This is a genomic window from Streptomyces sp. NPDC059957 (assembly GCF_042730015.1).
Lineage (GTDB): Bacteria > Actinomycetota > Actinomycetes > Streptomycetales > Streptomycetaceae > Streptomyces.
This window is the reverse complement of sequence record NZ_JBHWMB010000025.1, coordinates 29,371-53,487: the sequence shown is the minus strand read 5'-3', so window position 1 is coordinate 53,487 and position 24,117 is coordinate 29,371. Positions and strand designations below refer to the sequence as shown.

The 24,117-nt window shown below is 71.1% G+C and carries 22 protein-coding genes; 12 read left to right on the top strand and 10 right to left on the bottom strand.

Translation table 11 applies throughout. From position 1 onward, the window contains the following. Positions 1-162: 162 nt before the first annotated feature. Positions 163-1,899 (top strand): lysine--tRNA ligase, encoded by a 1,737-nt coding sequence (gene lysS, locus ACFWBW_RS18725; protein ID WP_385373734.1) that lies wholly within the window; start codon positions 163-165, stop codon positions 1,897-1,899. 99 nt (positions 1,900-1,998) lie between these two features. On the opposite strand, the gene ACFWBW_RS18720 is transcribed toward lysS, so the two are convergent. From ACFWBW_RS18720 to ACFWBW_RS18710, 3 genes are all read right to left on the bottom strand, one after another. Continuing rightward, on the bottom strand, positions 1,999-3,465 hold the full coding sequence (locus ACFWBW_RS18720) for a DUF2637 domain-containing protein (RefSeq protein ID WP_385373732.1): 1,467 nt from the start codon (positions 3,463-3,465) through the stop codon (positions 1,999-2,001). Between the two features lie 123 nt (positions 3,466-3,588). Further along, complete coding sequence (locus tag ACFWBW_RS18715; RefSeq protein ID WP_385373730.1) at positions 3,589-4,374, bottom strand: DUF3558 domain-containing protein; 786 nt, start codon at positions 4,372-4,374, stop codon at positions 3,589-3,591. A gap of 147 nt (positions 4,375-4,521) precedes the next feature. Continuing rightward, positions 4,522-5,397 carry a DUF3558 domain-containing protein gene (locus tag ACFWBW_RS18710; protein WP_385373728.1) on the bottom strand — a complete coding sequence of 292 codons (876 nt, stop codon included), beginning with the start codon at positions 5,395-5,397 and terminating at the stop codon, positions 4,522-4,524. A 170-nt stretch (positions 5,398-5,567) separates the two neighbouring features. On the opposite strand from ACFWBW_RS18710, the gene ACFWBW_RS18705 reads away from it, so the two are divergent. Continuing rightward, complete coding sequence (locus ACFWBW_RS18705; protein ID WP_385373726.1) at positions 5,568-6,761, top strand: RtcB family protein; 1,194 nt, start codon at positions 5,568-5,570, stop codon at positions 6,759-6,761. 69 nt (positions 6,762-6,830) lie between these two features. Here ACFWBW_RS18705 and ACFWBW_RS18700 read toward each other — a convergent pair whose 3' ends face one another. Further along, on the bottom strand, positions 6,831-7,415 hold the full coding sequence (locus ACFWBW_RS18700; protein ID WP_385373724.1) for a Uma2 family endonuclease: 585 nt from the start codon (positions 7,413-7,415) through the stop codon (positions 6,831-6,833). 367 nt (positions 7,416-7,782) lie between these two features. Here ACFWBW_RS18700 and ACFWBW_RS18695 point away from each other — a divergent pair, with 367 nt between their 5' ends. Further along, complete coding sequence (locus tag ACFWBW_RS18695; protein WP_385373722.1) at positions 7,783-8,352, top strand: polysaccharide deacetylase family protein; 570 nt, start codon at positions 7,783-7,785, stop codon at positions 8,350-8,352. A gap of 17 nt (positions 8,353-8,369) precedes the next feature. Here ACFWBW_RS18695 and ACFWBW_RS18690 read toward each other — a convergent pair whose 3' ends face one another. Together ACFWBW_RS18690 and ACFWBW_RS18685 are read right to left on the bottom strand one after the other, a co-directional pair. Then, entirely contained in the window at positions 8,370-9,131 is a 762-nt protein-coding gene (locus ACFWBW_RS18690) for an SDR family NAD(P)-dependent oxidoreductase (RefSeq protein WP_385373720.1), read from the bottom strand. A 70-nt stretch (positions 9,132-9,201) separates the two neighbouring features. After that, entirely contained in the window at positions 9,202-9,537 is a 336-nt protein-coding gene (locus ACFWBW_RS18685; protein WP_385373718.1) for a YnfA family protein, read from the bottom strand. A gap of 105 nt (positions 9,538-9,642) precedes the next feature. Here ACFWBW_RS18685 and ACFWBW_RS18680 point away from each other — a divergent pair, with 105 nt between their 5' ends. Then, a complete protein-coding gene (locus ACFWBW_RS18680) occupies positions 9,643-10,170 on the top strand; it encodes a hypothetical protein (protein ID WP_385373716.1) in 528 nt (175 codons plus the stop codon). 77 nt (positions 10,171-10,247) lie between these two features. Here the strand turns inward: ACFWBW_RS18680 and ACFWBW_RS18675 are convergent, their stop codons facing one another. Further along, a complete protein-coding gene (locus ACFWBW_RS18675; protein ID WP_385373714.1) occupies positions 10,248-10,997 on the bottom strand; it encodes a Mut7-C RNAse domain-containing protein in 750 nt (249 codons plus the stop codon). A 123-nt stretch (positions 10,998-11,120) separates the two neighbouring features. Continuing rightward, the gene (locus ACFWBW_RS18670) at positions 11,121-11,546 is read right to left on the bottom strand and encodes a winged helix-turn-helix transcriptional regulator (protein WP_385373712.1); all 426 of its coding nucleotides are present in this window, start codon (positions 11,544-11,546) and stop codon (positions 11,121-11,123) included. Between the two features lie 180 nt (positions 11,547-11,726). On the opposite strand from ACFWBW_RS18670, the gene ACFWBW_RS18665 reads away from it, so the two are divergent. Continuing rightward, on the top strand, positions 11,727-12,623 hold the full coding sequence (locus ACFWBW_RS18665; RefSeq protein WP_385373824.1) for an NADP-dependent oxidoreductase: 897 nt from the start codon (positions 11,727-11,729) through the stop codon (positions 12,621-12,623). A gap of 85 nt (positions 12,624-12,708) precedes the next feature. Here the strand turns inward: ACFWBW_RS18665 and ACFWBW_RS18660 are convergent, their stop codons facing one another. Both ACFWBW_RS18660 and ACFWBW_RS18655 read right to left on the bottom strand, forming a co-directional pair. After that, on the bottom strand, positions 12,709-15,228 hold the full coding sequence (locus ACFWBW_RS18660) for an FG-GAP-like repeat-containing protein (protein ID WP_385373710.1): 2,520 nt from the start codon (positions 15,226-15,228) through the stop codon (positions 12,709-12,711). Positions 15,229-15,385: 157 nt separating this feature from the next. After that, a complete protein-coding gene (locus tag ACFWBW_RS18655) occupies positions 15,386-15,823 on the bottom strand; it encodes a hypothetical protein (protein ID WP_008738524.1) in 438 nt (145 codons plus the stop codon). Between the two features lie 293 nt (positions 15,824-16,116). On the opposite strand from ACFWBW_RS18655, the gene hemL reads away from it, so the two are divergent. The 7 genes from hemL to ccsB all read left to right on the top strand — a co-directional run bounded on the left by hemL (position 16,117) and on the right by ccsB (position 24,104). Next, on the top strand, positions 16,117-17,439 hold the full coding sequence (gene hemL / locus ACFWBW_RS18650) for a glutamate-1-semialdehyde 2,1-aminomutase (RefSeq protein ID WP_385373708.1): 1,323 nt from the start codon (positions 16,117-16,119) through the stop codon (positions 17,437-17,439). Continuing rightward, a complete protein-coding gene (locus ACFWBW_RS18645) occupies positions 17,436-18,164 on the top strand; it encodes a histidine phosphatase family protein (RefSeq protein ID WP_385373706.1) in 729 nt (242 codons plus the stop codon). The genes hemL and ACFWBW_RS18645 overlap by 4 nt, the downstream gene beginning before the upstream one ends. A gap of 252 nt (positions 18,165-18,416) precedes the next feature. Next, positions 18,417-19,649, top strand: a complete 1,233-nt coding sequence (locus ACFWBW_RS18640; RefSeq protein ID WP_385373822.1) for a hypothetical protein — start codon at positions 18,417-18,419, stop codon at positions 19,647-19,649. An 89-nt stretch (positions 19,650-19,738) separates the two neighbouring features. After that, complete coding sequence (locus ACFWBW_RS18635; RefSeq protein ID WP_385373704.1) at positions 19,739-20,374, top strand: TlpA family protein disulfide reductase; 636 nt, start codon at positions 19,739-19,741, stop codon at positions 20,372-20,374. 91 nt (positions 20,375-20,465) lie between these two features. After that, positions 20,466-21,203 (top strand): cytochrome c biogenesis CcdA family protein, encoded by a 738-nt coding sequence (locus ACFWBW_RS18630; protein ID WP_385373820.1) that lies wholly within the window; start codon positions 20,466-20,468, stop codon positions 21,201-21,203. 13 nt (positions 21,204-21,216) lie between these two features. Continuing rightward, positions 21,217-23,013, top strand: coding sequence for a cytochrome c biogenesis protein ResB (locus ACFWBW_RS18625; protein WP_385373702.1), 1,797 nt, complete (start codon positions 21,217-21,219; stop codon positions 23,011-23,013). After that, a complete protein-coding gene (gene ccsB / locus ACFWBW_RS18620; RefSeq protein ID WP_385373818.1) occupies positions 23,013-24,104 on the top strand; it encodes a c-type cytochrome biogenesis protein CcsB in 1,092 nt (363 codons plus the stop codon). Before ACFWBW_RS18625 ends, ccsB begins: the two co-directional genes overlap by 1 nt. Positions 24,105-24,117: the final 13 nt, after the last annotated feature.

Sequence of the window (24,117 nt, the reverse complement as noted above, 5' to 3'; positions counted from 1 at the left end):
GGGGTTTCGATTGGGGTTTCCGACAAGGACCGAGTATCCCACGCGAGGGCTGTCCACATCCCGGGATATACGGGCGATGCGGTGACGCCGGTAAACCTCGGAGCGCTCCCTTCCGTCTGGGAGAATGGCGAGAAGCCAGCATTCGAGAACGAAGGACGTGTCGTGGCTCAGAGCGCCCCGAGCAGCACCGAGACCGACTGGGTCTCCCGTTTCGCGGACGAGGTCATCGCCGAGGCGGAGCGCCGAGCCCCGGGCAAAACCATCGTCGTCGCATCCGGCCTCTCCCCCTCCGGCCCGATCCACCTCGGCAACCTCCGCGAGGTCATGACCCCGCACCTGGTCGCGGACGAGATCCGCCGCCGCGGCCACGAGGTCCGCCACCTGATCTCCTGGGACGACTACGACCGGTACCGCAAGGTCCCGGCCGGCGTCCCCGGCATCGACGAGTCCTGGGCCCAGCACATCGGCCGCCCGCTGACCGCCGTGCCCGCCCCCGCCGGATCCGCGTACCCGAACTGGGCCGAGCACTTCAAGGCCGCCATGGTCGAGGCGCTGGCCGAGCTCGGCGTCGAGTACGACCCGATCAGCCAGACCGAGCAGTACACCGCCGGCACCTACCGCGAGCAGGTGCTGTTCGCGATGAAGCACCGCGGCGACATCGACGCGATCCTCGACCAGTACCGGACCAAGGCCAAGCCCGGCGGCAAGAAGCCCCAGCAGAAGCAGGTCGACGAGGCCGAGCTGGAAGCCGCCGAGGGCTCGGGCGCGGCCGCCGAGGACGACGGCAGCGCGGAGGGCACCGAGTACTTCCCGTACAAGCCGTACTGCGCCGAGTGCGGCAAGGACTTCACCAAGGTGACGTCCTACGACGACGAGACCACCGAGCTCACCTACGTCTGCACCGAGGACGAGTTCACCGAGACCGTCAAGCTCAGCGAGTTCAACCGCGGCAAGCTGGTCTGGAAGGTCGACTGGCCCATGCGCTGGGCCTACGAAGGCGTGATCTTCGAGCCCTCCGGCGTCGACCACTCCTCGCCCGGCTCCTCCTTCCAGGTCGGCGGCCAGATCGTCGGCATCTTCGGCGGCGAACAGCCGATCGGGCCGATGTACGCCTTCGTCGGCATCAGCGGCATGGCCAAGATGTCCTCCAGCAAGGGCGGGGTCCCCACCCCGGCCGACGCGCTGAAGATCATGGAACCGCAGCTGCTGCGCTGGCTCTACGCCCGCCGCAAGCCCAACCAGTCCTTCAAGATCGCCTTCGACCAGGAGATCCAGCGGCTCTACGACGAGTGGGACAAGCTGGAGGCCAAGGTCGCCGACGGCACCGTGCTGCCCGCCGACGCCGCCGCCCACGCCCGCGCCGTACGCGTCGCCTCCCACGAGCTGCCGCGCACCCCGCGCCCCATGGCCTACCGGACGCTCGCCTCCGTCGTGGACATCACCGGCGGACACGACGAGCAGACCCTGCGCATCCTCAGCGACCTGGAGCCGGACCGGCCGCTGACCTCCCTCGACGAGGTACGCCCCCGCCTGGACCGCGCCGAGAACTGGATCACCACCCAGGTCCCGGCCGACCAGCGGACGCTGGTGCGCGAGGAGCCCGACGCAGAGCTCCTGTCCACCCTGGACGACGAGGGACGCGAGTCCCTGCGCCGCCTCGTCGACGGCCTCGACTCGCACTGGTCCCTCGACGGGCTCACCACGCTCGTCTACGGCGTGCCGAAGGTGATGGCCGGCCTGGAACCGGATGCCAAGCCGACCCCGGAGCTCAAGGTCGCCCAGCGCACCTTCTTCGCGCTGCTCTACCGGCTCCTCGTGACCCGCGAGACCGGACCGCGCCTGCCCACGCTGCTGCTCGCGGTCGGGGCGGAGCGGGTGCGCAAGCTGCTCGCCGCCTGAGGTTCCGCGTCGGCACGACGTGAGAAGGGCCCGCACCCCCTCGGGGGTGCGGGCCCTTCCGTTTCCCGTACGAGGGCTACGAGTGCTGCGAGTACGGGGCTACGCGATGTGCTCGCTCTCCAGGTCGCGCTGGTAGCGCTGCTTCAGCTCCGGCATCAGTCGGCGGATCATCGACGCGCTGCGCGGGTGCACGATCCCGTAGCGGTCCGAGAGGTGTATGTCCACCTGCTCCGGGGTCGGGAAGCCGGAGAACTCGTCGATGTAGGCACGGACGACCTCGTACGCGGCTTCCCTGAACTTCACGTCGTCGATGTTCGCTTCGGCTTCGGCTTCGGCTCCCGCCTGGGCCTGGGCCTCCGGGACGGGCTCCTCCTGGCGGGGACCCGGTATCGGCAGCTCCTGCTGCTCGGGCGCCTGCTGCCCCTGGTCCTGGTCCGGGCCCGTCGGGGGCATCACCGGAGTCGGCTCCAGACCCTCGACGTACTGCGGGTTGTAACCACCCTCGTACGCCGCCTGCGGCGCGCGGGGCGCCGCGAACCACGCACTGTTGTGCGCGGCCGGCATCGCGGTCGGGTCCACCACGAAGGGCGCCGCGTCGGGGTGGCCCTGCGGAACCTGTACCCCGCCCGGCCCCTGGACGTACTGGGGACCCGGCCCGGCGAGCTGCTGGGGCTGCGCGGCACCGCCGGGAACGGGAACGGGAGCAGGGGCGGGGCCGGTTCCGGGGCCGGTTCCGTGGCCGGGTCCGGCGACGGCGATGGCCGTCCCCGGCGCGGCCGCCGCCTGCTGCGCGCCCTCGGCGCCCGCCGGAAGGGCCGGAGCCGCCTGGTCCGGGACCGGGACCGGAGCCGGACTCGGAGCCGGGGGGATGAGGAGGGGGTCGATGCCCGCCGCCGCCAGGCCTTCGGGGGCGGTCTGGGAGAGGGGTACGCCTATGCGGGCCAGGCGCAGCGGCATCAGGGCCCCGACGGGGGCCTTGCGCCGCCAGGCACGGCCGTAGCGGGCCTGCAGGCGGGCCTGGTAGATCAGGCGGTCCTGCTCCATGCCGACGGCCTGCTCGTAGGAACGCAGCTCCCACAGCTTCATCCGGCGCCACAGCTTGAAGGTCGGGACCGGGGACAGGAGCCAGCGGGTGAGGCGGACGCCCTCCATGTGCCGGTCCGCGGTGATGTCCGCGATCCGGCCCACCGCGTGCCGGGCCGCCTCCACGGTGACCACGAACAGGATCGGGATCACGGCGTGCATCCCGACCCCGAGGGGGTCGGGCCAGGCGGCCGCGCCGTTGAAGGCGATCGTCGCCGCCGTCAGCAGCCACGCCGTCTGGCGCAGCAGCGGGAACGGGATCCGGATCCACGTCAGGAGCAGGTCCAGCGCCAGCAGGACACAGATGCCCATGTCGATGCCGATCGGGAAGACCAGCGAGAAGGTACCGAAGCCCTTCTGCAAGGCGAGGGCGCGCACCGCGGAGTACGAACCCGCGAATCCGATCCCCGCAATGACGACGGCACCAGCCACGACGATGGCGATGAGTATCCGGTGCGTACGAGTCAGCTGCATCGCGGCCACCCGCGATCCCCTCCCCTTGTCGAGCTACGGCAGGGCACAGCGTACGCGCGTACGGGCACAGGGGCGTCGGCGGTCCGGACCCGGGGCTTCCGGGCACCGGGTCCGCCGACGTCGGGGTGCGATCTAGGAGTTCGAGGGCGAGGGCGACTGCTCCGGCTGGGCCGACTGCTCCGGCTGCTTCGCCTCGTTGGCGGCCGCGACCGAGGCCACGGTCTCCTTCGCCGCCGCGATGGCGCTCTCGAGCAGCTTGGCCTGGTCCGGAGCGGCCGCTCCCTCGTAGGCCGTGCCGTTGTAGTCGAGGGTGATGACGACGTTGTGCGTGCGGGCGATGACGGAGGTGTTGAAGAAGTCGCCGTCCTTCTTGGTGGTGAAGGTGACCGAGGTGGCCTGGTCGCCGATGCCACCCGCCTCCTGCGGCTTCACGTTCTCCGCGCCCTCGACGGCCTTCGCCTTCTCGACCTGCTTCGCGTACTCGTCCTCGGCGCGCTTGCTGCCGGTGCCGACCGAGGCGAGGGAGTCGTAGCGGACCAGCGAGACCGAGAGCCAGCGGTACTGCGAGCCCTTCAGACCGGCCTCGTCCAGACCGTTCCAGGTGCAGGTGGCACGGCTGGTGAGGTCGTTGGACTTGGCGGCGGTGCCGCCCGCGTCCTTCGCCTTCGGGACGATCGTCTCGATCGTCTTCGCGGCGACCACCTTGCACGGCTCCGGCAGCGTGGCGTACACGGCCTTCTCCAGCGCCTCCTTGGAGGGCTTGGCGCTCGCCTGGGCGGACGAGGACGCGTCGGACTTCTTGCCGCTGCCGGAGCCCGACTTCTCGCCCGAGTCGGACGAGCAGCCGGCGACCGTGAGGATCACCGGGACGGCTGCGCAGGCGAGGACGCGGGTGAGGCGCGAGGCTGATCGGTGCATGATTCCTTCAGACGTTGTGGGTCTTCGTGCGGGCTCGTTCGGTCCCTCTTGCGGGCGCGGGACCCGAGCAACGGTAGCCCGACCCGGCGCCCGGCTGCTGTGCGCGCCGTCACCACGGACCCGTACGCCCCCCTGGGGCGCGGCCGGCTAGTCGTTGAACCGATCCACGAGAGCCTGCGCCAACTGCCTTGCCCTGTCCTGGGTTTCACCGCTCGGCGGGACCGTGCCGGGGAGCGCCGGCTGCACGCTGTACTCGACGGTGACGATGACATTCGAGGTACGGAACACAATGCGGACCGTGCGCGCCTGCGCGGCGGTGGCCCCGGCGGCGGCGAGGTCGTCGTCGAGGAAGGCCTCGTCACCGAGCCCGTCGAGGACCCGGGAACCGAGCTCGGGCGGGGCGGAGGGGCTGGTACTCGCGCTGGGACCGGTACTCGTGACAGGGCTCGTGCTGGCCGTCGGTGCGGGGCTCGGCGTCGCACCGGGGGCTCCGGGGGCACCGGGCGTCGGGGCCCCGGACCCGGACCCGGACGGGGTCGGGCTCGCCGACGGTCCCGGGGTGGGCAGGTTGGCGGCGGTGAGCTGGCGGCCGTAGACCTGGTGCGCCTTGTCGTCGTCGCTCGTGGTGGCCCGGTCGTACGAGACCACGCGCTCGAAGTCCACCGACAGCAGCCGTGTCTCGGTCTGCGTCTGCGCGGACCAGCGGCAGCCGACGCGCCGGTCGGCGTCGTACGAGGCGTCCGCGACCCCGGCGTAGAGCGCTTCGAGGGCCTCGGGGGCGAGGCCCTCGGCGGCGGGGAGCATCGCCTTGACCTTCTTGGAGTCGGCGGCCTTGCAGGGCATGGGCAGGCTGCGGTACTTGCCGGGCTGGGCGAGCGCACCGGAGTTCGCGCCGCCCTTCGCGTCGCTGGTGGTTCCGACTCCACCGCCGCCGTCGGTGCAGGCGGTGAGGCCGGCCGTGAGGGCGGTGAGCATCGCGATGGCTGGCAGGACTCCACGTACTCGTACCGTCTTGCGCTGCACGTTCCACCGGCTCCCTTCGGGAAAATGCGTTGCCGCGGTTGGGGCGCGGCTGGACACAATGTCTATCGCACACGCTGGTGCCGGCGCCGGTCTCATGTCGTATTTGAGGACATGAGCGAGGCTTTTGCGTTTTCAGACTTTTGTGGTGTTGACGGGGTGTTGAGGGTGAAATGTCGTACGTAGAAGTTCCCGGGGCGCAGGTCCCCATCAGGATGTGGACCGACCCGGCGTCGGTCGAGGACAGCGCGATGCGCCAGCTCCAGAACACCGCCGGCCTTCCCTGGATCAAGGGCCTCGCCGTCATGCCGGACGTCCACTACGGCAAGGGCGCCACGGTCGGCTCGGTCATCGCCATGAAGGACGCGGTCTGCCCGGCGGCGGTGGGCGTGGACATCGGCTGCGGCATGTCGGCGGTCAAGACCTCGCTGACCGCGAACGACCTCCCGGGGGACCTGTCGGGACTGCGCTCGCAGATCGAGAAGGCGATCCCCGTGGGGGCGGGGATGCACCGGGAGGCGGTGGATCCGGGGCGGCTGTACGGGTTCTCGGAGCGGGGGTTCGGGGATCTGTGGGAGCGGTTCGACTACCTCGCCGATGCGGTGAAGTTCCGCCACGATCGCGCCATGCGGCAATTGGGGACTATGGGCGGAGGCAACCACTTTTGGGAGCTTTGCGTTGATATGTCCGATTCGGTGTGGATCATGCTGCACTCGGGCTCCCGGAACATCGGAAACGAGCTGGCCGACTTCCATATCGGGGTGGCCCGCGGACTTTCGCACAACCAGGGACTGGTTGACCGGGACCTCGCCGTGTTCCTCGCGGCCACGCCCGAGATGCGGGCGTACCGGGAGGACCTCTTCTGGGCGCAGGAGTACGCCAAGTACAACCGCGCCGTGATGATGAGCCTGTCCAAGGAAGTGATCCGCAAGGAGTTCCGCAAGGCCAAGGTCTCCTTCGAACAGGAGATCAGCTGCCACCACAACTACGTGGCGGAGGAGCGGTACGACGGTATGGACCTGCTGGTCACCCGGAAGGGCGCGATCCGTGCCGGCAGCGGTGACTACGGGATCATCCCCGGCTCCATGGGCACGGGCTCGTACATCGTGAAGGGCCTCGGCAACGAGAAGTCCTTCAACTCGGCCTCGCACGGCGCGGGCCGGAAGATGAGCCGGACGGCCGCGAAGAAGCGGTTCTCGGCGAAGGATCTGGCCGAGCAGACCAAGGGCGTGGAGTGCCGCAAGGACTCCGGCGTAGTGGACGAGATCCCGGGCGCGTACAAGTCGATCGAGCAGGTCATCGACCAGCAGACCGACCTCGTCGAGGTCGTGGCGAAGCTGAAGCAGGTCATCTGCGTGAAGGGCTGACGCCCGCAGGTGAGCGGGGGAGCGGAGGGGCCCGGACCGAGGTCGGTCCGGGCCCCTCCACGTGAGGTCTCAGGGCTCGTCTCCGTCGAGGAGGAGGTCTACGGAGAGTTCCAGGGGTACCCCGATGGATTCGGGAAGAGGGATGGAGGTGCCCCGTTTGTAGCTCTTGCGCAGGCGGTACTTGCCGTTGCGCGGGTCCGTGCAGAGGACGGCCTCGTCGTGGTGGCGGTCGGCGATGACGTAGACGGGGACGTCGGCCCGGGCGTAACCCTCCACCTTGGTGCCGATGTCGTCCGCCCAGTTCGACGAAGTAACCTCGATCACCAGTCGGAAGACGTCGGGTGCGTAGCAGTTCTTCTCGACCTTGTGGTCCCGGAAGTCCGCCTCGACGAGGGAGAAGTCCGGGATGGCGTAATCGTCAGGGCCGGTCGGCAACCAGAGGCCGATGCCCTGGACGTACCGCAGCCCCGCCTTTCTGGCGCCGGCGTCGTAGAACTTCTCGATGAGCCAGCTCAGCGACAGTGCGTGTGACCCGTCCGCGGGTGGTGTCACGGTGAGCCTTCCCTGGAGGATCTCCACTCGGTGTCCGGGAAGCTCCCTGGAGAGTCGATCGGCGGCCTCCGCGATCGTGGTCTCGTGCTCTATCACGGCCATAGCTTCCTCCTTTTCGCGGCTCACGCTTCCGGAGCGTAGTCCGGCACGTCGACATTTCGCTCGACTTCACCCGTACGGGCACATCCGGCCCCGCGGGAAGGTCGGAGTCGTCAACTCCGTTAAGGCGCAGGCGGATTCGCCGGGAGCGAGTCACGGTCCGGGGTCTTGACGCCGAGAGTTGGTCTAGACCAAGGTGTGCCGCATGTGGAGATCCCGTGCGGTTCTTGCCGCGCTCGCGTCGTTGTCGCTCACCGTTGGTGCCGCTCAGGCGGCCGGGGCCGTTGGGGCCGAGGATGTCGCCCCGGTTGCCGCTCCGGCCGCTGCCGCGGCTTCGCGGGCCGTCGGGTTGCCGCCCGTCGTGTCGCACGTGCCGACCAGCGAGAAGGTCGTGTTCATCACCATCGACGACGGGTGGGCGCACGATCCGGCCGTTGCCCAGACGCTCGTCGATCAGCGCGTGCCCGCCTCGCTGTTCCTGCTGCCGGGGGCGTTCTCGTACGACGCCCAGTACTTCACCGGGCTGCTCGCGCAGGGGCGGTCGGTGAACGTGGAGAACCACACCGTCAATCATGCTGATCTGACGACGCTGGACGCCGCCGGCAAGGACGCCGAGGTGTGCGGGGCCGGGGAGCAGGTCGCCGCGGCGTTCGGGCGGGAGCCGAAGCTGCTGCGGCCGCCGTACGGGGCCGTCAACGACGACGTGCGGCTGGCCGCGAAGGCGTGCGGGGTCAAGGCGCTGATCACGTGGACGCACGACTTCACGACGTGGAGCGAGACGCCGGCCACGCCGCAGCTGAACGCCGGTGACATCGTGCTGCTGCACTTCACGCCGACGCTCGCTGCGGACCTGAAGCGGGCCCTGGACGCGGCGAAGGCCGCCGGGCTGAAGCCGGCGGCCCTGATGCCGCACCTGAAGAGTGCCGGGCTGGTGAAGTAGCCCGGCCGGTAGGGGGCTTACAGCTCGCGGTGGAGCTTCGTGTTCGAGGCCTGGGCGCGGGGGCGGACCACCAGGAGGTCGATGTTGACGTGGCTGGGGCGGGTCACGGCCCAGGTGATGGTGTCGGCCACGTCGTCGGCGGAGAGGGGCTCGGCCACGCCGGCGTAGACCTTCTCCGCCCGCTCCGCGTCGCCGCGGAAGCGGGTCTTCGCGAACTCCTCGGTCTTGACCAGGCCGGGGGCGATCTCGATGACGCGGACGGGCTGCCCGACGATCTCCAGGCGGAGGGTCTCGGCGAGGACGCGGGCGCCGTTCTTGGCGGCCACGTAGCCGGCGCCGCCCTCGTACGTGGCGTGGCCGGCGGTGGAGGAGAGGACGACCACCGTGCCGTCGCCGGAGGCGGTCAGGGCAGGGAGCAGGGCCTGGGTGACGTGGAGCGTGCCGATGACGTTGACCTCGTACATCGTGCGCCAGTCGGCGGGGTCGCCGGTGGCGACGGGGTCGGCTCCGATGGCGCCGCCGGCGTTGTTGACGAGCACGTCGCAGCGGTCGAGGGAGGCGGCGAGGGCGTCCACGGCGGCGCGGTCGGTGACGTCGAGGGCGTGGGCGGTCGCGGAGTGGCCGGACGCCGTGATCTCGGCGGCGAGGGCCTCGATGCGGTCCTTGCGGCGGGCGGTGAGGACGACGTGGTAGCCGGCCGCGGCGAGCTGCCGGGCGGTGGCCGCGCCGATGCCGCTGCTCGCGCCGGTGACTACGGCGGTTCGGGTGGCCGTGCTCATGCGGGCTCCTCGTGCGTTCGTGTGTTCGTACGGGTGGGTACCGGCCAGCATAGGCCGGTCGCCGCGCACGTCACCGGCCGCGCGGGGCGTACATGATCACCGCCGTGCCGGCGAGGCAGATCAGGGCGCCCGCGATGTCCCACCGGTCGGGCCGGTAGCCGTCGGCGACGACGCCCCAGAGGAGGGATCCGGCGACGAAGACCCCGCCGTAGGCGGCGAGGACGCGGGCGAAGTCACCCGTGGGCTGGAGGGTGGCCGCGAACCCGTAGAGGCCGAGCGCGATGACTCCGGCGCCGATCCAGGCCCAGCCCTTGTGCTCGCGGACGCCTTGCCAGACGAGCCAGGCGCCGCCGATCTCCAGGAGTGCGGCGAGGGCGAAGAGGGCGGCGGAACGGGCGATGAGCATGGCCGGAACCCTATGCGGAGCGAATGCGCGAGCGGGGGAGGAGGGCTCGCCCTCGTTCGTGTGATGGTCCGACCATCGGAGGGGTGGGAGGGCTAGCGTCCGCGCGTGGAGGTGGTCGCGGTGCGCCGAGGTGCCGTACGGAGTGTGGTGATGGCCGGGCTGCTGGTGCTGCTCGGGGGGCTGGGGAGCGGTGTGGGGAACGCCCGCGCCGGGGCCGGGGCCTGGGCCGGGGCCGGAGTGGGGCCCGAGGCCGAGGCCGATGTGGCCTATCACGGGCGGGTCGCCCTGACCGCGGGCCGGCTGCGGATCCTGCTGGTCCCGGAGAACGAGGGTCCGTCCGCCCTGGTGAACGCGACCGTACGGCTGCGCCTGTCGGTCGATCTCGCGGACCGGCAGGAGCTGGCGGAGGGCTGTGCGCGGGCCGGGCTGCGCGAGGTGGTGTGCGAGACCGGGGAGCTGCCGCTGCACGGGCGGGGGCGGCACATCGGGCTGGCGCTGTGGCTGAAGGAGCCGGCCGCGGAGGTGGTGGTGCGGGTCGACACGTGGTGGAACGGCGGCGCGACCGACCGGAACCACGCCAACAACGAGCACGTGGTGCTGGCCCTGGACACGGGGGACACGTACGCGTTCTGACCGGGCCGGCCGGGCTGGTCCGGCCGGCCGCGCTGACCGGGCGGGCCGCGCAAGACCCCGGGCTGATCCGACAGGCCCTACGGGGTGCCGACGCCGCCGAACTCGGCCACGGCCTCGTCGACGATCCGCTCCAGCCGGGCGTGGTGGGCGCCGCGCCAGTAGACGCGCTCGCAGTCGGCGCACTGGGCGAAGACGTCGTACGAGCGCTGCGTGCCGCTCTCCAGCTTGTCGCCGACGCTGTCCTTGTCGGCCTCGCGCAGGGTGCCGTTGCACGCGGTGCAGCGGGTCCACGGCGCGAGGGCCGGGGCGAACCGGCCCAGGATGTCGCGGACCTGCTCGTCGGGGTTGTCGCTGTAGACGTACGCGCCGGCGAACAGCTCGCGGCGGCGCAGCAGTCCGCGGTCGCGGGAGAGCAGGACGCGCTGCTCGGCGGCGGAGCGGGTGGCCAGGGCCGGGTCGCCGATGTCCTCGTTCTCGTACGCCGCGTCGACGCCCAGCAGCCTCAGGCGGCGGGCGAGGGTGCCGAGGTGGACGTCGAGGAGGAAGCGCAGCGGGGTGTCCCCGGGGACGCCGGGGAGGTGCTGGGGGCGGTCCACTCCGAAGACCTCGACGGATTCGCCGGCCCGCGGCACGTGGGCGAGGGGCGTCTCGGCGCCGTCGACGAGGATCCGGCCGACTTCGGTGAGGGGGACGCCGGCCGATTCGACGACGTGGCCGAGGCTGGAGACCCCGTCGGTGGTGGTCGGCACGCGGACGCCGCGGCGCGCCGGCGCGGCGAACACGTGCAGTTCGGGGGCGAGGGTGAGCTGAATGCCGGGTCCGTTCACGGGGCCAGCATGCCATCGCGGGGCGGGGCTCGGCTGCGCATTTAGGCGTCTGCGCATGTGGTCGCGCACGCGGGTCCGTACTGCCGGGGGCTCGGGGCCCGGCAAACCTTCCCGGTCACAGCACTAGGCGTCCATCGCCGCCGCGGTGGCGGCGTCGTGGAGCTCGCGGTGGGCGTTGACCTCGTCGAAGTGGTTCTCGGCCCACTCCTTCACGGAGCTGAGCAGGCAGCCGAGGTTGCCGCCGAGGTCGGTGAGCCGGTAGTCGACGCGGACGGGGACGGTGGGCGTGACGGTGCGGGCGACGAGGCCGTCGCGCTCCAGGGAGCGCAGGGTCTGGGTCAGCATCTTCTGGCTGACGCCGGGGATCCTGCGGCCGAGCTCGCTGTAGCGCATGGTCCGGTCCTCGGCCTGGGCGAGCGCGCTGACGATGAGGCCGACCCACTTGTCGCTGATGCGGGCCAGGAGCTGGCTGGTGGGGCACTCCTTGAGGAAGGCGTCGTAGGCCTCGCGGGCCTCTTCGCGGCGGGCCTCGGCGGTACGGGTGGCCATGGGTGCCCCACTTCCGGGTCGGGTACGCACTCGCAGGTGCGTACTTACGATTCGAGAGTAACTCTCCCTAGGTTAGTTCTCACCGGGAACACCGGAAAGAACGAACGAGTGAGCGAACCTGCGGAAGAGGCGATGGCGATGACCAGCACCACCACCAGCAGCAACACCGGCCCGACGACGATGGTTGCGGCCGTCGCCGAAGGCTTCGGCGGCCCCGAGCGCATCGAGGTCGTACGGGTGCCGGTCCCGCAGCCGGGCGCCGGGCAGGTCCGCGTACGGGTCCGGGCGGCCGGTCTGAACCCGGTCGACGGCGCGGTACGGGCCGGGGTCTTCGGCGGCGAGGGCCAGCGGCTCGGCTTCGGCTGGGACGTGGCGGGCGAGATCGACGCGCTCGGCGCGGACGTGGACGGCTGGGCGGTGTCCGACCGGGTGGTCGGCCTGCACTACGGGCCGGTCAAGCCGCTCGGTACGCACGCGGAGTACGCGGTGCTCGACGCGTCGGCGCTCGCTCCGGCCCCGGCCTCGGTCGACCAGGTGACGGCGGCGGCGCTGCCGCTGAGCGGCCTGACCGCGGCCCGCGCGGTGGACCTGCTGGAACTCCCGGCCGGGTCCGCGGTCCTGGTCACCGGCGCGGCGGGAGCGGTCGGCGGGCTCGCGGTCCAGCTGGCGGCGCGGGCCGGCTACGTGGTGACGGCCCTGGCGGGCGCCGATGACGAGGCGCTCGTACGGTCCCTGGGCGCGGCCCACTTCGTCCCGCGCGGCGGGGCTCCGGCCGCGGCCGTGGACGGTGTCGTGGACACGGCGGTCCTCGGCGGACCGGCCCTGGCCTTCGTCCGCGACGGCGGCTCCTACGTCGGCCTGATCCCCCACGCGGCCCCGGCTGCGGAGCGCGGCGTCCGCGTGGTGGAGCAGGAAGTGGCGGCGGACGGCGCGCACCTGGCCCGCCTGGTGTCGCTGGTCGACGCGGGGGAGCTGACGCTCAGGGTGGCGCGCACCTTCCCCCTGGCGGAGGCGCCCAAGGCCCACGCCCACCTCGCGGACCCGGGCACGCGCGGCCGCATCGTCCTGACGGCCTGAGGCCGCGCCCCGGCAGCAGGGGCGGGCCCCGGCGCCGCACTGGGCGCCGGGGCCGGACCCGCGCACGCGGGTGCCGTACCAGTGCCTAGTAGAGGCCCTTGTAGATCTGCCAGCCGGTGGCGACCTTCACGCGGCTGCCGAAGGTGCCCTTGCCGGTGCCGGGGATCCGCCAGATGACGCCGGAGGTGTCCCGGGCGAGCAGGTCGGCGCGGCCGTCGCCGTTCAGGTCACCGGCGGCGACCACGGAGTTGTAGGTCGTGCCCCAGCTGTCGGAGAGCTTCACGGGCGCGCTGAAGGTGCCCTTGCTGCTGCCGTTCATGCGCCACAGCCGGTTGGACTTGTCCTGGAGGATCAGGTCGCCGAACCGGTCGCCGTTGAGGTCGCCGGCGCCGAGGATCTTCTTGTAGCCCTTGTACGAGCCGGGGATCTGCACGCGCGGTGCGAAGAGGCCGTCCTTGGCGCGGGCGTACCGGTAGAGGGCGCCGGTCGAGGCGTTGCGGGCGACGAGTTCGGCCGGACCGCCGCCGGCGACGTCGCCGGGGGAGGTCAGCACGTCGTACTGGTTCCAGCCGCCGCCGATGAGCGTCTTCGGGGTCTTGGGCGTGAAGGTATCGCCCGGGTTGGCGGTGTAACGGCGCAGCTCGCCCTTGGAATTGCGGATCAGCAGGTCGTTGGTGAGGTGGAGCTCCGGTCCCTTGACCGGGATGGGCAGGGTGCCGGCGGGCCAGCCGTAGCCGGTGCCGGTGCCCTTGAAGGCGCCGGTGGCGCGGTTCCCGTAGATCGAGCGGATGCCGCCGTTGGTGGTCATGACGAGCGCGTCGCCGATGCCGTCGGGCTTGCCGGAGGCGCTGCCCTGGTCACGCAAGGCGGAGGCGCCGTTGTAGACGGTGACCGTGCCGGTGGCCAGGGTCTGCTCACTGGTGTCCCCGGCCGTCGACGTGGCCTTGAGGGTCCACTTCACGGGGCCGCTGGGGGTGTGGGTGGTCCCGTCGTCCCCGTAGCCGTCCCAGGTCGCCGAGGGGCTCAGTGTCGTGCCGCCCTTGATGGTGCGCCGAAAGGCCCCGGTGGCCTCGGTGAAGGTCAGGGTCCAGGAGTACACGGGTCGGCTGAGCTGCCACTGGGGGCGCCAGCTGTCGGACCAGTGGTCGTACAGCGACGGGACGTCGGCGCTACGGACCGTCAGGGGTGCGTTGGTGGTGTGGGCGCTGCGGAGGCCGTGGATCTCGCTCTCGCCGCCCATGTCCCAGGTGGCGGTCGCCTGGCCGTCCGGCCCCGCTGCGATCCGGCCGTCCACGTAGTCGGCGCCCTGCGAGCCCCACAGCATGGTGCCGCCCGACCACACGCCGTCCTTGAGGCGCGCCTGGTACAGCTCGTTCCGGGCCAGCCACAGGGCCCTGATGGTGCCGTCCTTGCCCACGACGGCGTCTTGGAGGACCGAATGGTCCTCCGGGGGCGAGAGGGGGGTGACGCCGGACCACTTGCCGTCCGTGTGGTTCAGCGTGGCGGATGCCACGTGGTGATCGCTGTTGCCCCCCTCGGTCCAGAGCAGGGTCACGTCGCCGTCGGGCTTGATCAGCGGCTCGGAGGTCGACGTCCACATGCTCGTGCCGACCCTGAGGTCCGGCGCACGTCGCCAGTCGGCCTTCGCGTCGGGCACGACGGCAGTGTGGAGCAGCCGGTCGTTCTCGCCCTTGAGCGGCTCGGACCACGTCAGGGCCACAGCGCGGCCGGCGCCGCCGGCCAGTCGGGGTTCGCCGAGCACGGTGGCGGAGTCCGCGACCGGAGCGGGCGCCGTCCAGGCGGCCGAGCCGGCCGGGCGGGTGGACGTACGGATGCTGGAGCCGCCGTTCTCCTTCAGCTGGCGGAAGGCGACCACGGGTGTGCCGTCGGAGTCGACGGTGGCCTCGGGCTGTTCGGCCCCGGGGTCGTCGTCCGCGGCGGCGTTGCTCACCTGGGCTGCGGCGGACCACGTGCCGTCGGGGGTGCGGGTGGCCGCCCAGACGGAAGACTCGGTGCCGTACGTCTTGCGCTGCTGCCAGGTGAGGGCGACGGTGCCGTCGGCGCCGGCGGCCAGGTCGGGTTCCGTCGGGACGAGCCTCTGGTCCAGGTCGAAGAGGGTGGTGGGCGCCGACCACGTGCCGTTCTTCAGGGTGGAGGTGACGAGCCGGAGCGGCACCTTGCCCCACTGGGCAGGATCCGGGTCGTCCGGGTACTCGGTCCACGCGGCGACCACGTCACCGCCCACGAGGGTGAGGGCGCCCTGTCCCTTCCACGCGGCCGACGAGGACAGCTGCTTCGGGGTCTCCCAGGTGTCCTTGCCGGCCGGGCGCACGGCGGCCTGGAGCACGGGTCGCCACGATCCGGAGATGAGGGCGTCCTGGTAGAAGAGCACCACCGCGGAGCCGTCGTCCCGCTGGACGAGCCCCTGCGTGTACGGGTCGACCCGGACCTTGGAGACGGTCGACCAGCTGGTCCACGGCGGCTGGTCCGCCGCGTGGGCGGCGGCGGCCAGTGCCGGGGCGGTGCCGGCCATGACGGCGGCGACGACCAGCGCGGACAGGCCGCGGCGGCGCCGGCCGCGCGCGGGACGGACGGAAGCAGGCAAATGCACGGATCCCCCTGGTGCGAAAGGCTGTTACTCGCAAGGGAGACATCCGAAGATCCCGCTGGGTTGTACGGCCGGGGCACTCAATCGGGGGCGACGCCGGGAAGCCCTCGCAGAGGGCCGCCCACCGGGCCGCCCACCGGGAGGGAAGGCCGGATCAGGGCCAGACCAGGCAGTACGGCTGGTGCCCGGCCTCGTGGAGGCGGTGGCTGAAGTCCTGCCATTCGTGGAGCAGCTGGTAGACGTTGAAGGCGTCGCGGGGGCCGCCGCGGTCGGGGACCGTGGACCAGATGAAGGCGGCGGCGCCGACCGATTCCTCGCCGATGCCGCGCAGCGGGTCGACGACGGTCATCGGGAGCTTCACGACGGCGTAGTCGGGGTGGAGGACGACCAGCTCCAGCGGGGGCACCTTGTGCAGGGGTATGCCCTCGATGCCGGTCAGGACCATCGCGGCGACGGTTTCTGGCTTGATCTTGGTGAACATGCCGCCCATGCCGAGCTCGTCGCCGCCGAGCTCCTCCGGCCGCATCGTCACCGGGACGCGCGCGGCCGTGGCCCCGTCGGGGGCGCCGAAGTACTTGTACGTCACACCCATGCCGCGGCCCCTGGGGAGGCCGTCGGGGTCCTGCGTGGGGCCCGGTACGTGTTCTGCCGCGTCCGTGACACGACGGCGGTGCTTGCCGCGGCGCCGTTCGCGGGCGCGCTGCGGGTCCAGGCCGTCCGTGCCCTCGCCCGGTCCACCACCGCGTTGCATATCTCCACCCGACTGGTCTTGCCTGCCCCGGCCCCGTGACCCCCGCCACGCAGCCTGATCATCATGGCAGTGACCTCCCCCGGGGCGGCGCGGTGAAACGCCCGTCCGCAAGTCAGTCGCGGCCTGATGAGACCATGGCTGGTGTGAGCTACCCGTACCCGTATGAAGCCAAAGTCTCGCAGACTCTCTTTGACCGCGCGTCCCTCGTGACGCCTGGCGGCGTGAACTCTCCCGTGCGCGCCTTCCGCGCCGTGGGCGGAACGCCCAGGTTCATGGTGTCCGGTACCGGTCCGTACCTGACCGATGCCGACGGGCGCGAGTACGTCGACCTGGTCTGCTCGTGGGGGCCGATGATCCTCGGCCACGCCCACCCGGCCGTGGTGGAGGCCATCCAGGCCGCCGTCGTCCGCGGCACCTCCTTCGGTACTCCCGGTGAGGGCGAGGTCGCGCTCGCCGAGGAGATCGTCGCGCGGATCGAGCCCGTTGAGCAGGTGCGTCTGGTGTCCTCCGGGACCGAGGCGACCATGTCCGCGATCCGCCTCGCCCGCGGGTTCACCGGTCGCGCCAAGATCGTGAAGTTCGCCGGCTGCTACCACGGGCACGTGGACTCGCTGCTGGCCGCCGCCGGCTCCGGGCTTGCGACCTTCGCGCTGCCGGACACCCCGGGGGTGACGGGCGCGCAGGCCGGGGACACGATCGTGCTGCCGTACAACGATCTGGAATCGGTCCGGGCGGCCTTCGCCGCGCACCCGGGCGAGATCGCCTGTGTGATCACGGAGGCGGCGCCCGGCAACATGGGCGTCGTGACCCCGGGGGAGGGCTTCAACCAGGGGCTCGCCGACCTGTGCCGGGCCAACGGCGCCCTGTACATCTCCGACGAGGTCATGACGGGTTTCCGTACCTCGCGCGCCGGCTGGTACGGCGTGGACGGGGTCAAGCCCGACCTGATGACCTTCGGCAAGGTCATGGGCGGCGGCTTCCCGGCGGCGGCGTTCGGCGGCCGTGCGGACGTCATGGGTCACCTGGCGCCCGCGGGTCCCGTCTACCAGGCGGGCACGCTGTCCGGTAACCCGATCGCGACGGCCGCGGGTCTGGCGCAGCTGCGGCTGCTGGACGCGGCGGCGTACGAGAAGGTCGACGCGGTGTCGCTCCAGATCCAGGGGCTGGTCACCGAGGCGCTCACCAAGGAGGGCGTCGCGCACCGGCTGCAGACCGCCTCCAATATGTTCTCCGTGTTCTTCACCGAGGACGAGGTCCGCAACTACGACGACGCGAAGAAGCAGGAAGCCTTCCGCTTCAACGGCTTCTTCCACTCGATGCTGGCGCAGGGCGTCTACCTGCCGCCGTCGGCGTTCGAGTCGTGGTTCGTGTCCACCGCCCACGACGACAAGGCGATCGAGCGCATCGCGGCCGCCCTGCCGGCCGCCGCCCGGGCCGCCGCGGAGGCCACCGCGTGAGCGCCGGAGCGAGCACCGGGGCGAGCACCGGAGCCGGTGCCCCCGCCGGGGGCAACGAGATCACCGTCGTCCACGTGGTCCGCCACGGCGAGGTGCACAACCCGGACGGGGTGCTGTACGGCCGCCGTGCCGGGTACCACCTCTCCGAGCTGGGCCGCAAGATGGCGGACCGGGTCGCGGAGCACCTGGAGAACCGGGACGTGACGTACGTCGTGGCCTCCCCGCTGGAGCGGGCGCAGGAGACGGCGGCGCCGATCGCGAAGTCGCACGGGCTGGAACTTGCGACCGACGGCCGCCTCCTGGAGGCGGGCAACGTCTTCGAGGGCAAGACCTTCGGTGTCGGGGACGGCGCGCTGCGCAGGCCCGAGAACTGGAAGCACCTGACGAACCCGTTCAAGCCGTCCTGGGGCGAGCCGTACGTCGAGCAGGTCGTGCGGATGATGAGCGCGATCGAGTCCGCCCGTGACGCGGCCCGCGGCCACGAGGCGGTGGCGGTCAGCCACCAGCTGCCGATCTGGATCGTACGGAGCTTCGCGGAGAAGCGGCGGCTGTGGCACGACCCGCGCCGCCGCCAGTGCACGCTGGCCTCGCTGACCTCGTTCACGTACCAGGGCGACCGGCTGGTGTCGGTGGGCTACAGCGAGCCGGCCCGGGACCTGGTCCCGGCGCACCTCCTCGCGGGGGCGAAGCCGGTGAAGGGCAAGTCCAAGGCGTTCGGGGCGTAAGCCCCGGCCGCGCGGCAGGGTTTGCCGGGCCCGGCCCCCTTGGGGGGTCGGGCCCGGAGTCGTGAGTGCGGGGTGCAGCCCGCCTTGAAGGAAGCGCAACCCGACCCGAAGCGCAATCCGACCCGAGGCGCAACCCCTCGGGCCGTGCCCGTTTGGTCAAGACTCTGCCTAATTTCATACAAGTTGCCGGACGCGGCCGTGTCACCCCTGGACATCGGTGAAATGTCCGTTTGTATGCATTACATGAGCGATATGCGCGGCTTCAGTCGAAGGGGAGTACTCGGACTCGGACTTGGGGCCGCCGCGGCGGCCGGCATCGCCGGCTGCAACGTCGGCGGTCCGTCCGGTACGGGCAACCCGGGCCCGGCCAATCCGACGGGCGCCGCCCCGCCCACCGGCCCGGCGGTCAAGCCCATCGGCGACGGGTCCACCGCCGACACCGGGCCGCAGCCGCACCAGCCGGCCGCCCCCGTACCCCTCCAGCCGGGCGAGACCCCGCCCCAGTTCGTGGTGTTCAGCTGGGACGGCGCGGGCGAGATCGGAAACGGGCTCTTCCCCCGCTTCCTCAAGCTCGCCAAGGACCACGGCGCGGCCATGACGTTCTTCCTCTCCGGCATCTACCTCCTGCCCGAGTCGAAGAAGCACCTCTACCGCCCGCCGAAGAACCCCGTCGGCGCCTCCGACATCGGGTACCTCAAGGACGAGAACGTCCGGAGCACCCTCAAGTACGTGCGCGAGGCCTGGCTCGACGGCCACGAGATAGGCACCCACTTCAACGGGCACTTCTGCGGCGGCTCCGGCTCGGTCGGCAAGTGGACCCCCGAGGACTGGCGCAGCGAGATCGACCAGGCCGTGTCCTTCGTCACCAACTGGCGCACCAACACCGGCTGGACCGACCTCGAGCCGCTGCCCTTCGACTACCGCAAGGAGCTCGTCGGCGCCCGCACCCCCTGCCTGCTCGGCCAGGACAACCTGCTGCCCACCGCCCAGAAGCTGGGCTGGCGCTACGACTCCAGCTCGCCCGGCGGTCTCCAGCAGTGGCCGGTCAAGCGCGGGGGCCTGTGGGACCTGCCGCTGCAGTCGCTCCCGTTCCCCGGGCACTCCTTCGAGGTGCTGTCGATGGACTACAACATCCTCGCGAACCAGTCCAAGAACACCACCAAGGGAGTCCCCTCCCACTACCCGGCCTGGCGCACCCAGGCCACCGCCACCTACCTGGGCGGCTTCAAGCGGGCCTACGAGGGCAACCGCGCGCCCCTCTTCATCGGCAACCACTTCGAGGAGTGGAACGGCGGCATCTACATGGACGCCGTCGAGGAGTCCCTCAAGGGCATGGCGGACAAAAAGGACGTACGCCTCGTATCCTTCCGGCAGTTCACCGACTGGCTGGACGTCCAGGACCCGAAGGTTCTGGCCAAGCTGCGCACGCTCGGCCCCGGTCAGGCGCCGACCGGTGGCTGGGGCACGTATCTCGCGGCGGTCTGACCTGCAACGGGTCCGCACCTGACCAGCGGATTGGCAGACCCCCCGGGGGGCGCGGAAGATCCGCAAACCACACATGCGAAACTTTTCACATGAGCCTTAGCCGCGCCCCCCGCCGCAGCCGCTCGACCAGCGGCCGCGCCATCCTGCTGACCGCGGTGACCCTCGCCGGCGCACTCACCCTCACGGCGTGCGGCGATGAGAACGGCGGCAGCAAATCCTCCGGTTCCGCCGGCGGCAACTACGTGACGGGCTCCAGCGGCGTCTCCACCGTCGCCCGGGGCAAGCGCGTCGACGCCCCCAAACTCGACGGCGAGACCGTCAACGGCGGGACCCTGGACACGACCACCCTCAAGGGCAAGGTCGTCGTCCTCAACGTCTGGGGCTCCTGGTGCCCGCCGTGCCGAGCCGAGGCCAAGTACTTCGCGAAGGTCTCCAAGGAGATGACGGACGCCGGCGAGGACGTCGCCTTCGTCGGCATCAACACCCGGGACAACAGCAAGCAGAACGCCACCTCCTTCGAAGAGACCTACGGGATCACCTACCCGAGCCTCTACGACCCGGACGGCAAGCTGGTCCTGCGCTTCCCCAAGGGCTCGCTCAACCCGGCGGCCATCCCCTCCACGATCGTCCTCGACAAGGAGGGCAAGATCGCGGCCCGCACCCTGGCCGCGGTCAACGAGGAGCAGCTGCGCGGGATGATCAAGCCGCTGCTCGCGGAGAAGTGACCTCGTGGTCACCGCACTCTCCGGACTCACCGGACTCGCCGGGCTCTCCGGGCCGCTCGAGGGGACCGTCCTCGCGGCCGAAGCGACCGGCGTGAACACGACCGTCCTCAACGGCGCCCTGCTGCTGGCCCTGCCGATCGCCCTGCTCGCCGGGCTGGTCTCCTTCTTCTCGCCCTGCGTGCTGCCCCTGGTCCCCGGCTACCTCTCCTACGTGACCGGCGTCGGCGGCGCCGACCTCGCCGAGGCCCGCCGCGGCCGGATGCTGGGCGGCGCGAGCCTGTTCGTGCTCGGTTTCACGTCCGTGTTCGTCTCGACCGGCGCGCTGTTCGGCTACTTCGGGCAGACCCTCGACGCGAACAAGGAAGTCATCTCCCGGGTGCTGGGCGGCCTGGTCATCCTGCTCGGCCTGTTCTTCATGGGCGCCATCCCCGGTCTGACGATGCGCGAATTCCGCTTCCACAAGAAGCCGACCGTCGGACTGATCGGCGCGCCCGTGCTCGGCGTGCTCTTCGGCCTCGGCTGGACCCCCTGCATGGGCCCGACCCTCGCGGCCGTCGGCACCCTCTCCATCGACCAGGCGACGGCGGGCCGCGGTGCGCTGCTGACCGTGGTCTTCTGTCTGGGACTGGGGCTGCCGTTCATCGCCACCGCCCTCGCCTTCCGCAAGGCGCTCGGCGCATTCGGCTGGGTGAAGAAGCACTATGCGTGGGTGATGAGGATCGGCGGCGGCATGCTGATCCTGACCGGTCTGCTGCTCGTCACAGGAATCTGGAGCAGCATCGTCAGCGACATGCAGGGCTGGACCAGCGGCTTCACGGTGGGGATCTGAGGACTACACGGACATGAGTACGACCGACAAGGCGTCCACCGAGGCGCCGCACGATGCCCCGGAGTCCGAGGATTCCGCTTCCGCTTCCGCTTCCGCCGAGGCCTCCGCGGAGGCCTCGGCGGAAGCGGCCGCCGGCGCACAGCTGTCCACCGCCCCCCTGGAGGACGCCCCCGGCGGCCCCGTGGGCATCGGGGTGCTCGGCTGGGCCCGCTGGTTCTGGCGGCAGCTCACCTCCATGCGGGTGGCGCTGATCCTGCTCTTCATGCTGTCGCTGGCGTCCATCCCCGGCTCGCTGGTCCCGCAGAACCAGGTCGACCTGATGAAGGTCGCCGCCTGGAAGAAGGAACACTCCTCCTGGGTGGGCGTCGCCGAGAAGCTCCAGCTCTTCGACGTCTACAGCTCGGTGTGGTTCTCCGCGATCTACCTGCTGCTGTTCATCTCGCTGATCGGCTGCATCCTGCCGCGCTCCTGGCAGTTCGTCGGCCAGCTCACCGGCCGGCCGCCCGCCGCGCCCAAGCGGCTGAACCGGATGCCCGCGTACACGACCTGGCGCACGGACAGCTCCCCGGACGAGGTGCTCACCACCGCCCGAGGCCTCCTCGGCCGCCGCCGCTTCCGTACGGAGGCGGGCAGCGGATCGGTCTCGGCCGAGAAGGGCTACCTGCGCGAAGCCGGGAACCTGATCTTCCACGTGGCGCTGATCGTCATGCTGATCGCCTTCGCCTGGGGCCAGTACTTCAAGTCCGAGGGCGGCAAGCTCGTCCTGCGCGGCAAGGGTTTCTCGAACACGCTCACCCAGTACGACGACTTCAAGGCCGGCGGCCTCTTCGACCCCGACGACCTGCCGCCCTTCTCCTTCTCCCTGGACAAGTTCGACGCCACCTTCGAGCGCACGGGCCCGCAGAAGGGCACCCCGCGCGACTTCAAGGCGTACGTCACCTTCAGCAACGGCGCGCACGGCAAGCCGGAGAAGCGCGAGATCCAGGTCAACAAGCCGCTGGAGGTGGACGGCTCCAAGGTCTACCTGCTCGGCCACGGCTACGCGCCGGTCATCTCGGTGACCGACCCCACCGGCAAGGTGATCTACCGCGACGCCGTGCCGATGCTGCCGCAGGACGGGAACCTCACCTCCGCCGGCGCCATCAAGGTCACCGACGGGTACAAGGACAAGGACGGCAAGAGCGAGCAGCTCGGCTTCCAGGCCTGGTTCATCCCGACGTTCGCGGGCACGGGCCAGGGCACGATGTTCTCCCAGTTCCCGGAACTGGACAGTCCGGCGATGACGCTCAACGCCTACCACGGCAGCCTCGGCGTGGACTCGGGCCTCCCGCAGAACGTCTACCAGCTCGACACGTCGAAGATGGAGAAGTTCAAGGACGAGAAGGGCGAGCTCTTCAAGCAGTTGCTGGTCCCCGGAGAGTCGATGCACCTGCCGAACGGCCAGGGCACCGTGAAGTTCGAGGGCATCGAGCGCTGGGCCACCTTCTCCGTCACCCACCAGCCCGGCAGCGGCCTCGCCCTCGCGGGCGCCGTCGCCGCCATCGCCGGACTCGCGGGCTCCCTCTTCATCCAGCGCCGCCGGATCTGGGTGCGCGCGTTCCGCGGCAAGGACGGCGTGACCGTCGTCGAGATGGCGGGCCTCGGCCGCAGCGAGTCCGCCAGGCTCCCGGAGGAACTGGCGGCCCTGGCCGGCGCGCTCCACGAGCGGGCGCCGAGCGCGGCGCCGCCCGCGCCACCGGCCGCCGATACCGAACCCGAACCTGCCGTACCTGCCGAAGAAGCCGAAGAAGTCGAAGGGGAGCGCGCGTGATGCAGCTCGCGGCCGCAGCCAACGAGAGTCTGGCTCACCTCAGCAACAACCTGATCTACGCGTCCATGGCGGTCTACACCCTCGCCTTCTTCGCCCACATCGCCGAGTGGATCTTCGGTAGCCGCAGCAAGGTGGCCCGTACGGCCGCCGCGCTCACCCAGGCCGGGGCCGCGTCCGGCTCCGGGGCCGCCGCCCCCGCCGTCCAGGTGCGGGGCAAGGCCGGCACCGCCGTCCTCGACACGCCCAAGGTGGTCACGCGCAGCGCCGCCGGCACCCGTGACGTCCCGGACGGCCCCGGCGCGGCCGGCGGCACCGTCCAGGGCGACCTGTACGGGCGCATCGCGGTCTCGCTGACCACCCTGGGCTTCCTGCTCGCGGCGGCCGGCGTCGTCGCCCGCGCGATGTCGGTGGAGCGGGCCCCCTGGGGCAACATGTACGAGTTCTCGATCACCTTCTCCACGGTGGCCGTCGGCACGTACCTGCTGCTCCTCGCGCTGAAGAAGAACGTCCGCTGGCTCGGCCTGTTCCTGGTCACCACGGTCCTGCTCGACCTGGGCATCGCCACCACGGTGCTCTACACCGACAGCGACCAGCTGGTCCCCGCGCTGAAGTCGTACTGGCTGCTGATCCACGTCTCCACCGCGATCATCTGCGGTGCGGTCTTCTACATCGGCGCGGCCGGCGCGGTCCTGTACCTCTTCCGCGACTCCTACGAGGCCAAGCTCGTGCGGGGCGGCAAGCCCGGCAGGTTCGCCACCTCGGTCATGGAGCGCTTCCCGTCGGCGGCCTCGCTCGACAAGTTCTCGTACCGCATCAACGCGGCCGTCTTCCCGCTGTGGACCTTCACGATCATCGCGGGCGCGATCTGGGCCGGCGACGCGTGGGGCCGCTACTGGGGCTGGGACCCCAAGGAGGTCTGGTCCTTCGTGACCTGGGTGGCGTACGCCTGCTACCTGCACGCCCGCGCCACGGCCGGCTGGAAGGGCCGCAAGGCCGCGTACCTCGCGCTCTTCGCGTTCGCCTGCTGGATCTGGAACTACTACGGCGTGAACATCCTGCTGAGCGGCAAGCACTCGTACGCGGGCGTCTAGTGCTGTGACCGAA

Excerpts from the sequence above, each read along its gene's own strand:
- ACFWBW_RS18715 (WP_385373730.1), bottom strand. The coding sequence starts at position 4,374 with ATGCACCGATCAGCCTCGCGCCTCACCCGCGTCCTCGCCTGCGCAGCC.
- ACFWBW_RS18705 (WP_385373726.1), top strand. The coding sequence starts at position 5,568 with ATGTCGTACGTAGAAGTTCCCGGGGCGCAGGTCCCCATCAGGATGTGG.
- ACFWBW_RS18700 (WP_385373724.1), bottom strand. The coding sequence starts at position 7,415 with ATGGCCGTGATAGAGCACGAGACCACGATCGCGGAGGCCGCCGATCGA.
- ACFWBW_RS18690 (WP_385373720.1), bottom strand. The coding sequence starts at position 9,131 with ATGAGCACGGCCACCCGAACCGCCGTAGTCACCGGCGCGAGCAGCGGC.
- ACFWBW_RS18685 (WP_385373718.1), bottom strand. The coding sequence starts at position 9,537 with ATGCTCATCGCCCGTTCCGCCGCCCTCTTCGCCCTCGCCGCACTCCTG.
- ACFWBW_RS18670 (WP_385373712.1), bottom strand. The coding sequence starts at position 11,546 with ATGGCCACCCGTACCGCCGAGGCCCGCCGCGAAGAGGCCCGCGAGGCC.
- ACFWBW_RS18665 (WP_385373824.1), top strand. The coding sequence starts at position 11,727 with ATGGTTGCGGCCGTCGCCGAAGGCTTCGGCGGCCCCGAGCGCATCGAG.
- ACFWBW_RS18655 (WP_008738524.1), bottom strand. The coding sequence starts at position 15,823 with ATGGGTGTGACGTACAAGTACTTCGGCGCCCCCGACGGGGCCACGGCC.
- hemL (WP_385373708.1), top strand. The coding sequence starts at position 16,117 with ATGGCTGGTGTGAGCTACCCGTACCCGTATGAAGCCAAAGTCTCGCAG.
- ACFWBW_RS18640 (WP_385373822.1), top strand. The coding sequence starts at position 18,417 with ATGCGCGGCTTCAGTCGAAGGGGAGTACTCGGACTCGGACTTGGGGCC.
- ACFWBW_RS18635 (WP_385373704.1), top strand. The coding sequence starts at position 19,739 with ATGAGCCTTAGCCGCGCCCCCCGCCGCAGCCGCTCGACCAGCGGCCGC.
- ACFWBW_RS18625 (WP_385373702.1), top strand. The coding sequence starts at position 21,217 with ATGAGTACGACCGACAAGGCGTCCACCGAGGCGCCGCACGATGCCCCG.
- ccsB (WP_385373818.1), top strand. The coding sequence starts at position 23,013 with ATGCAGCTCGCGGCCGCAGCCAACGAGAGTCTGGCTCACCTCAGCAAC.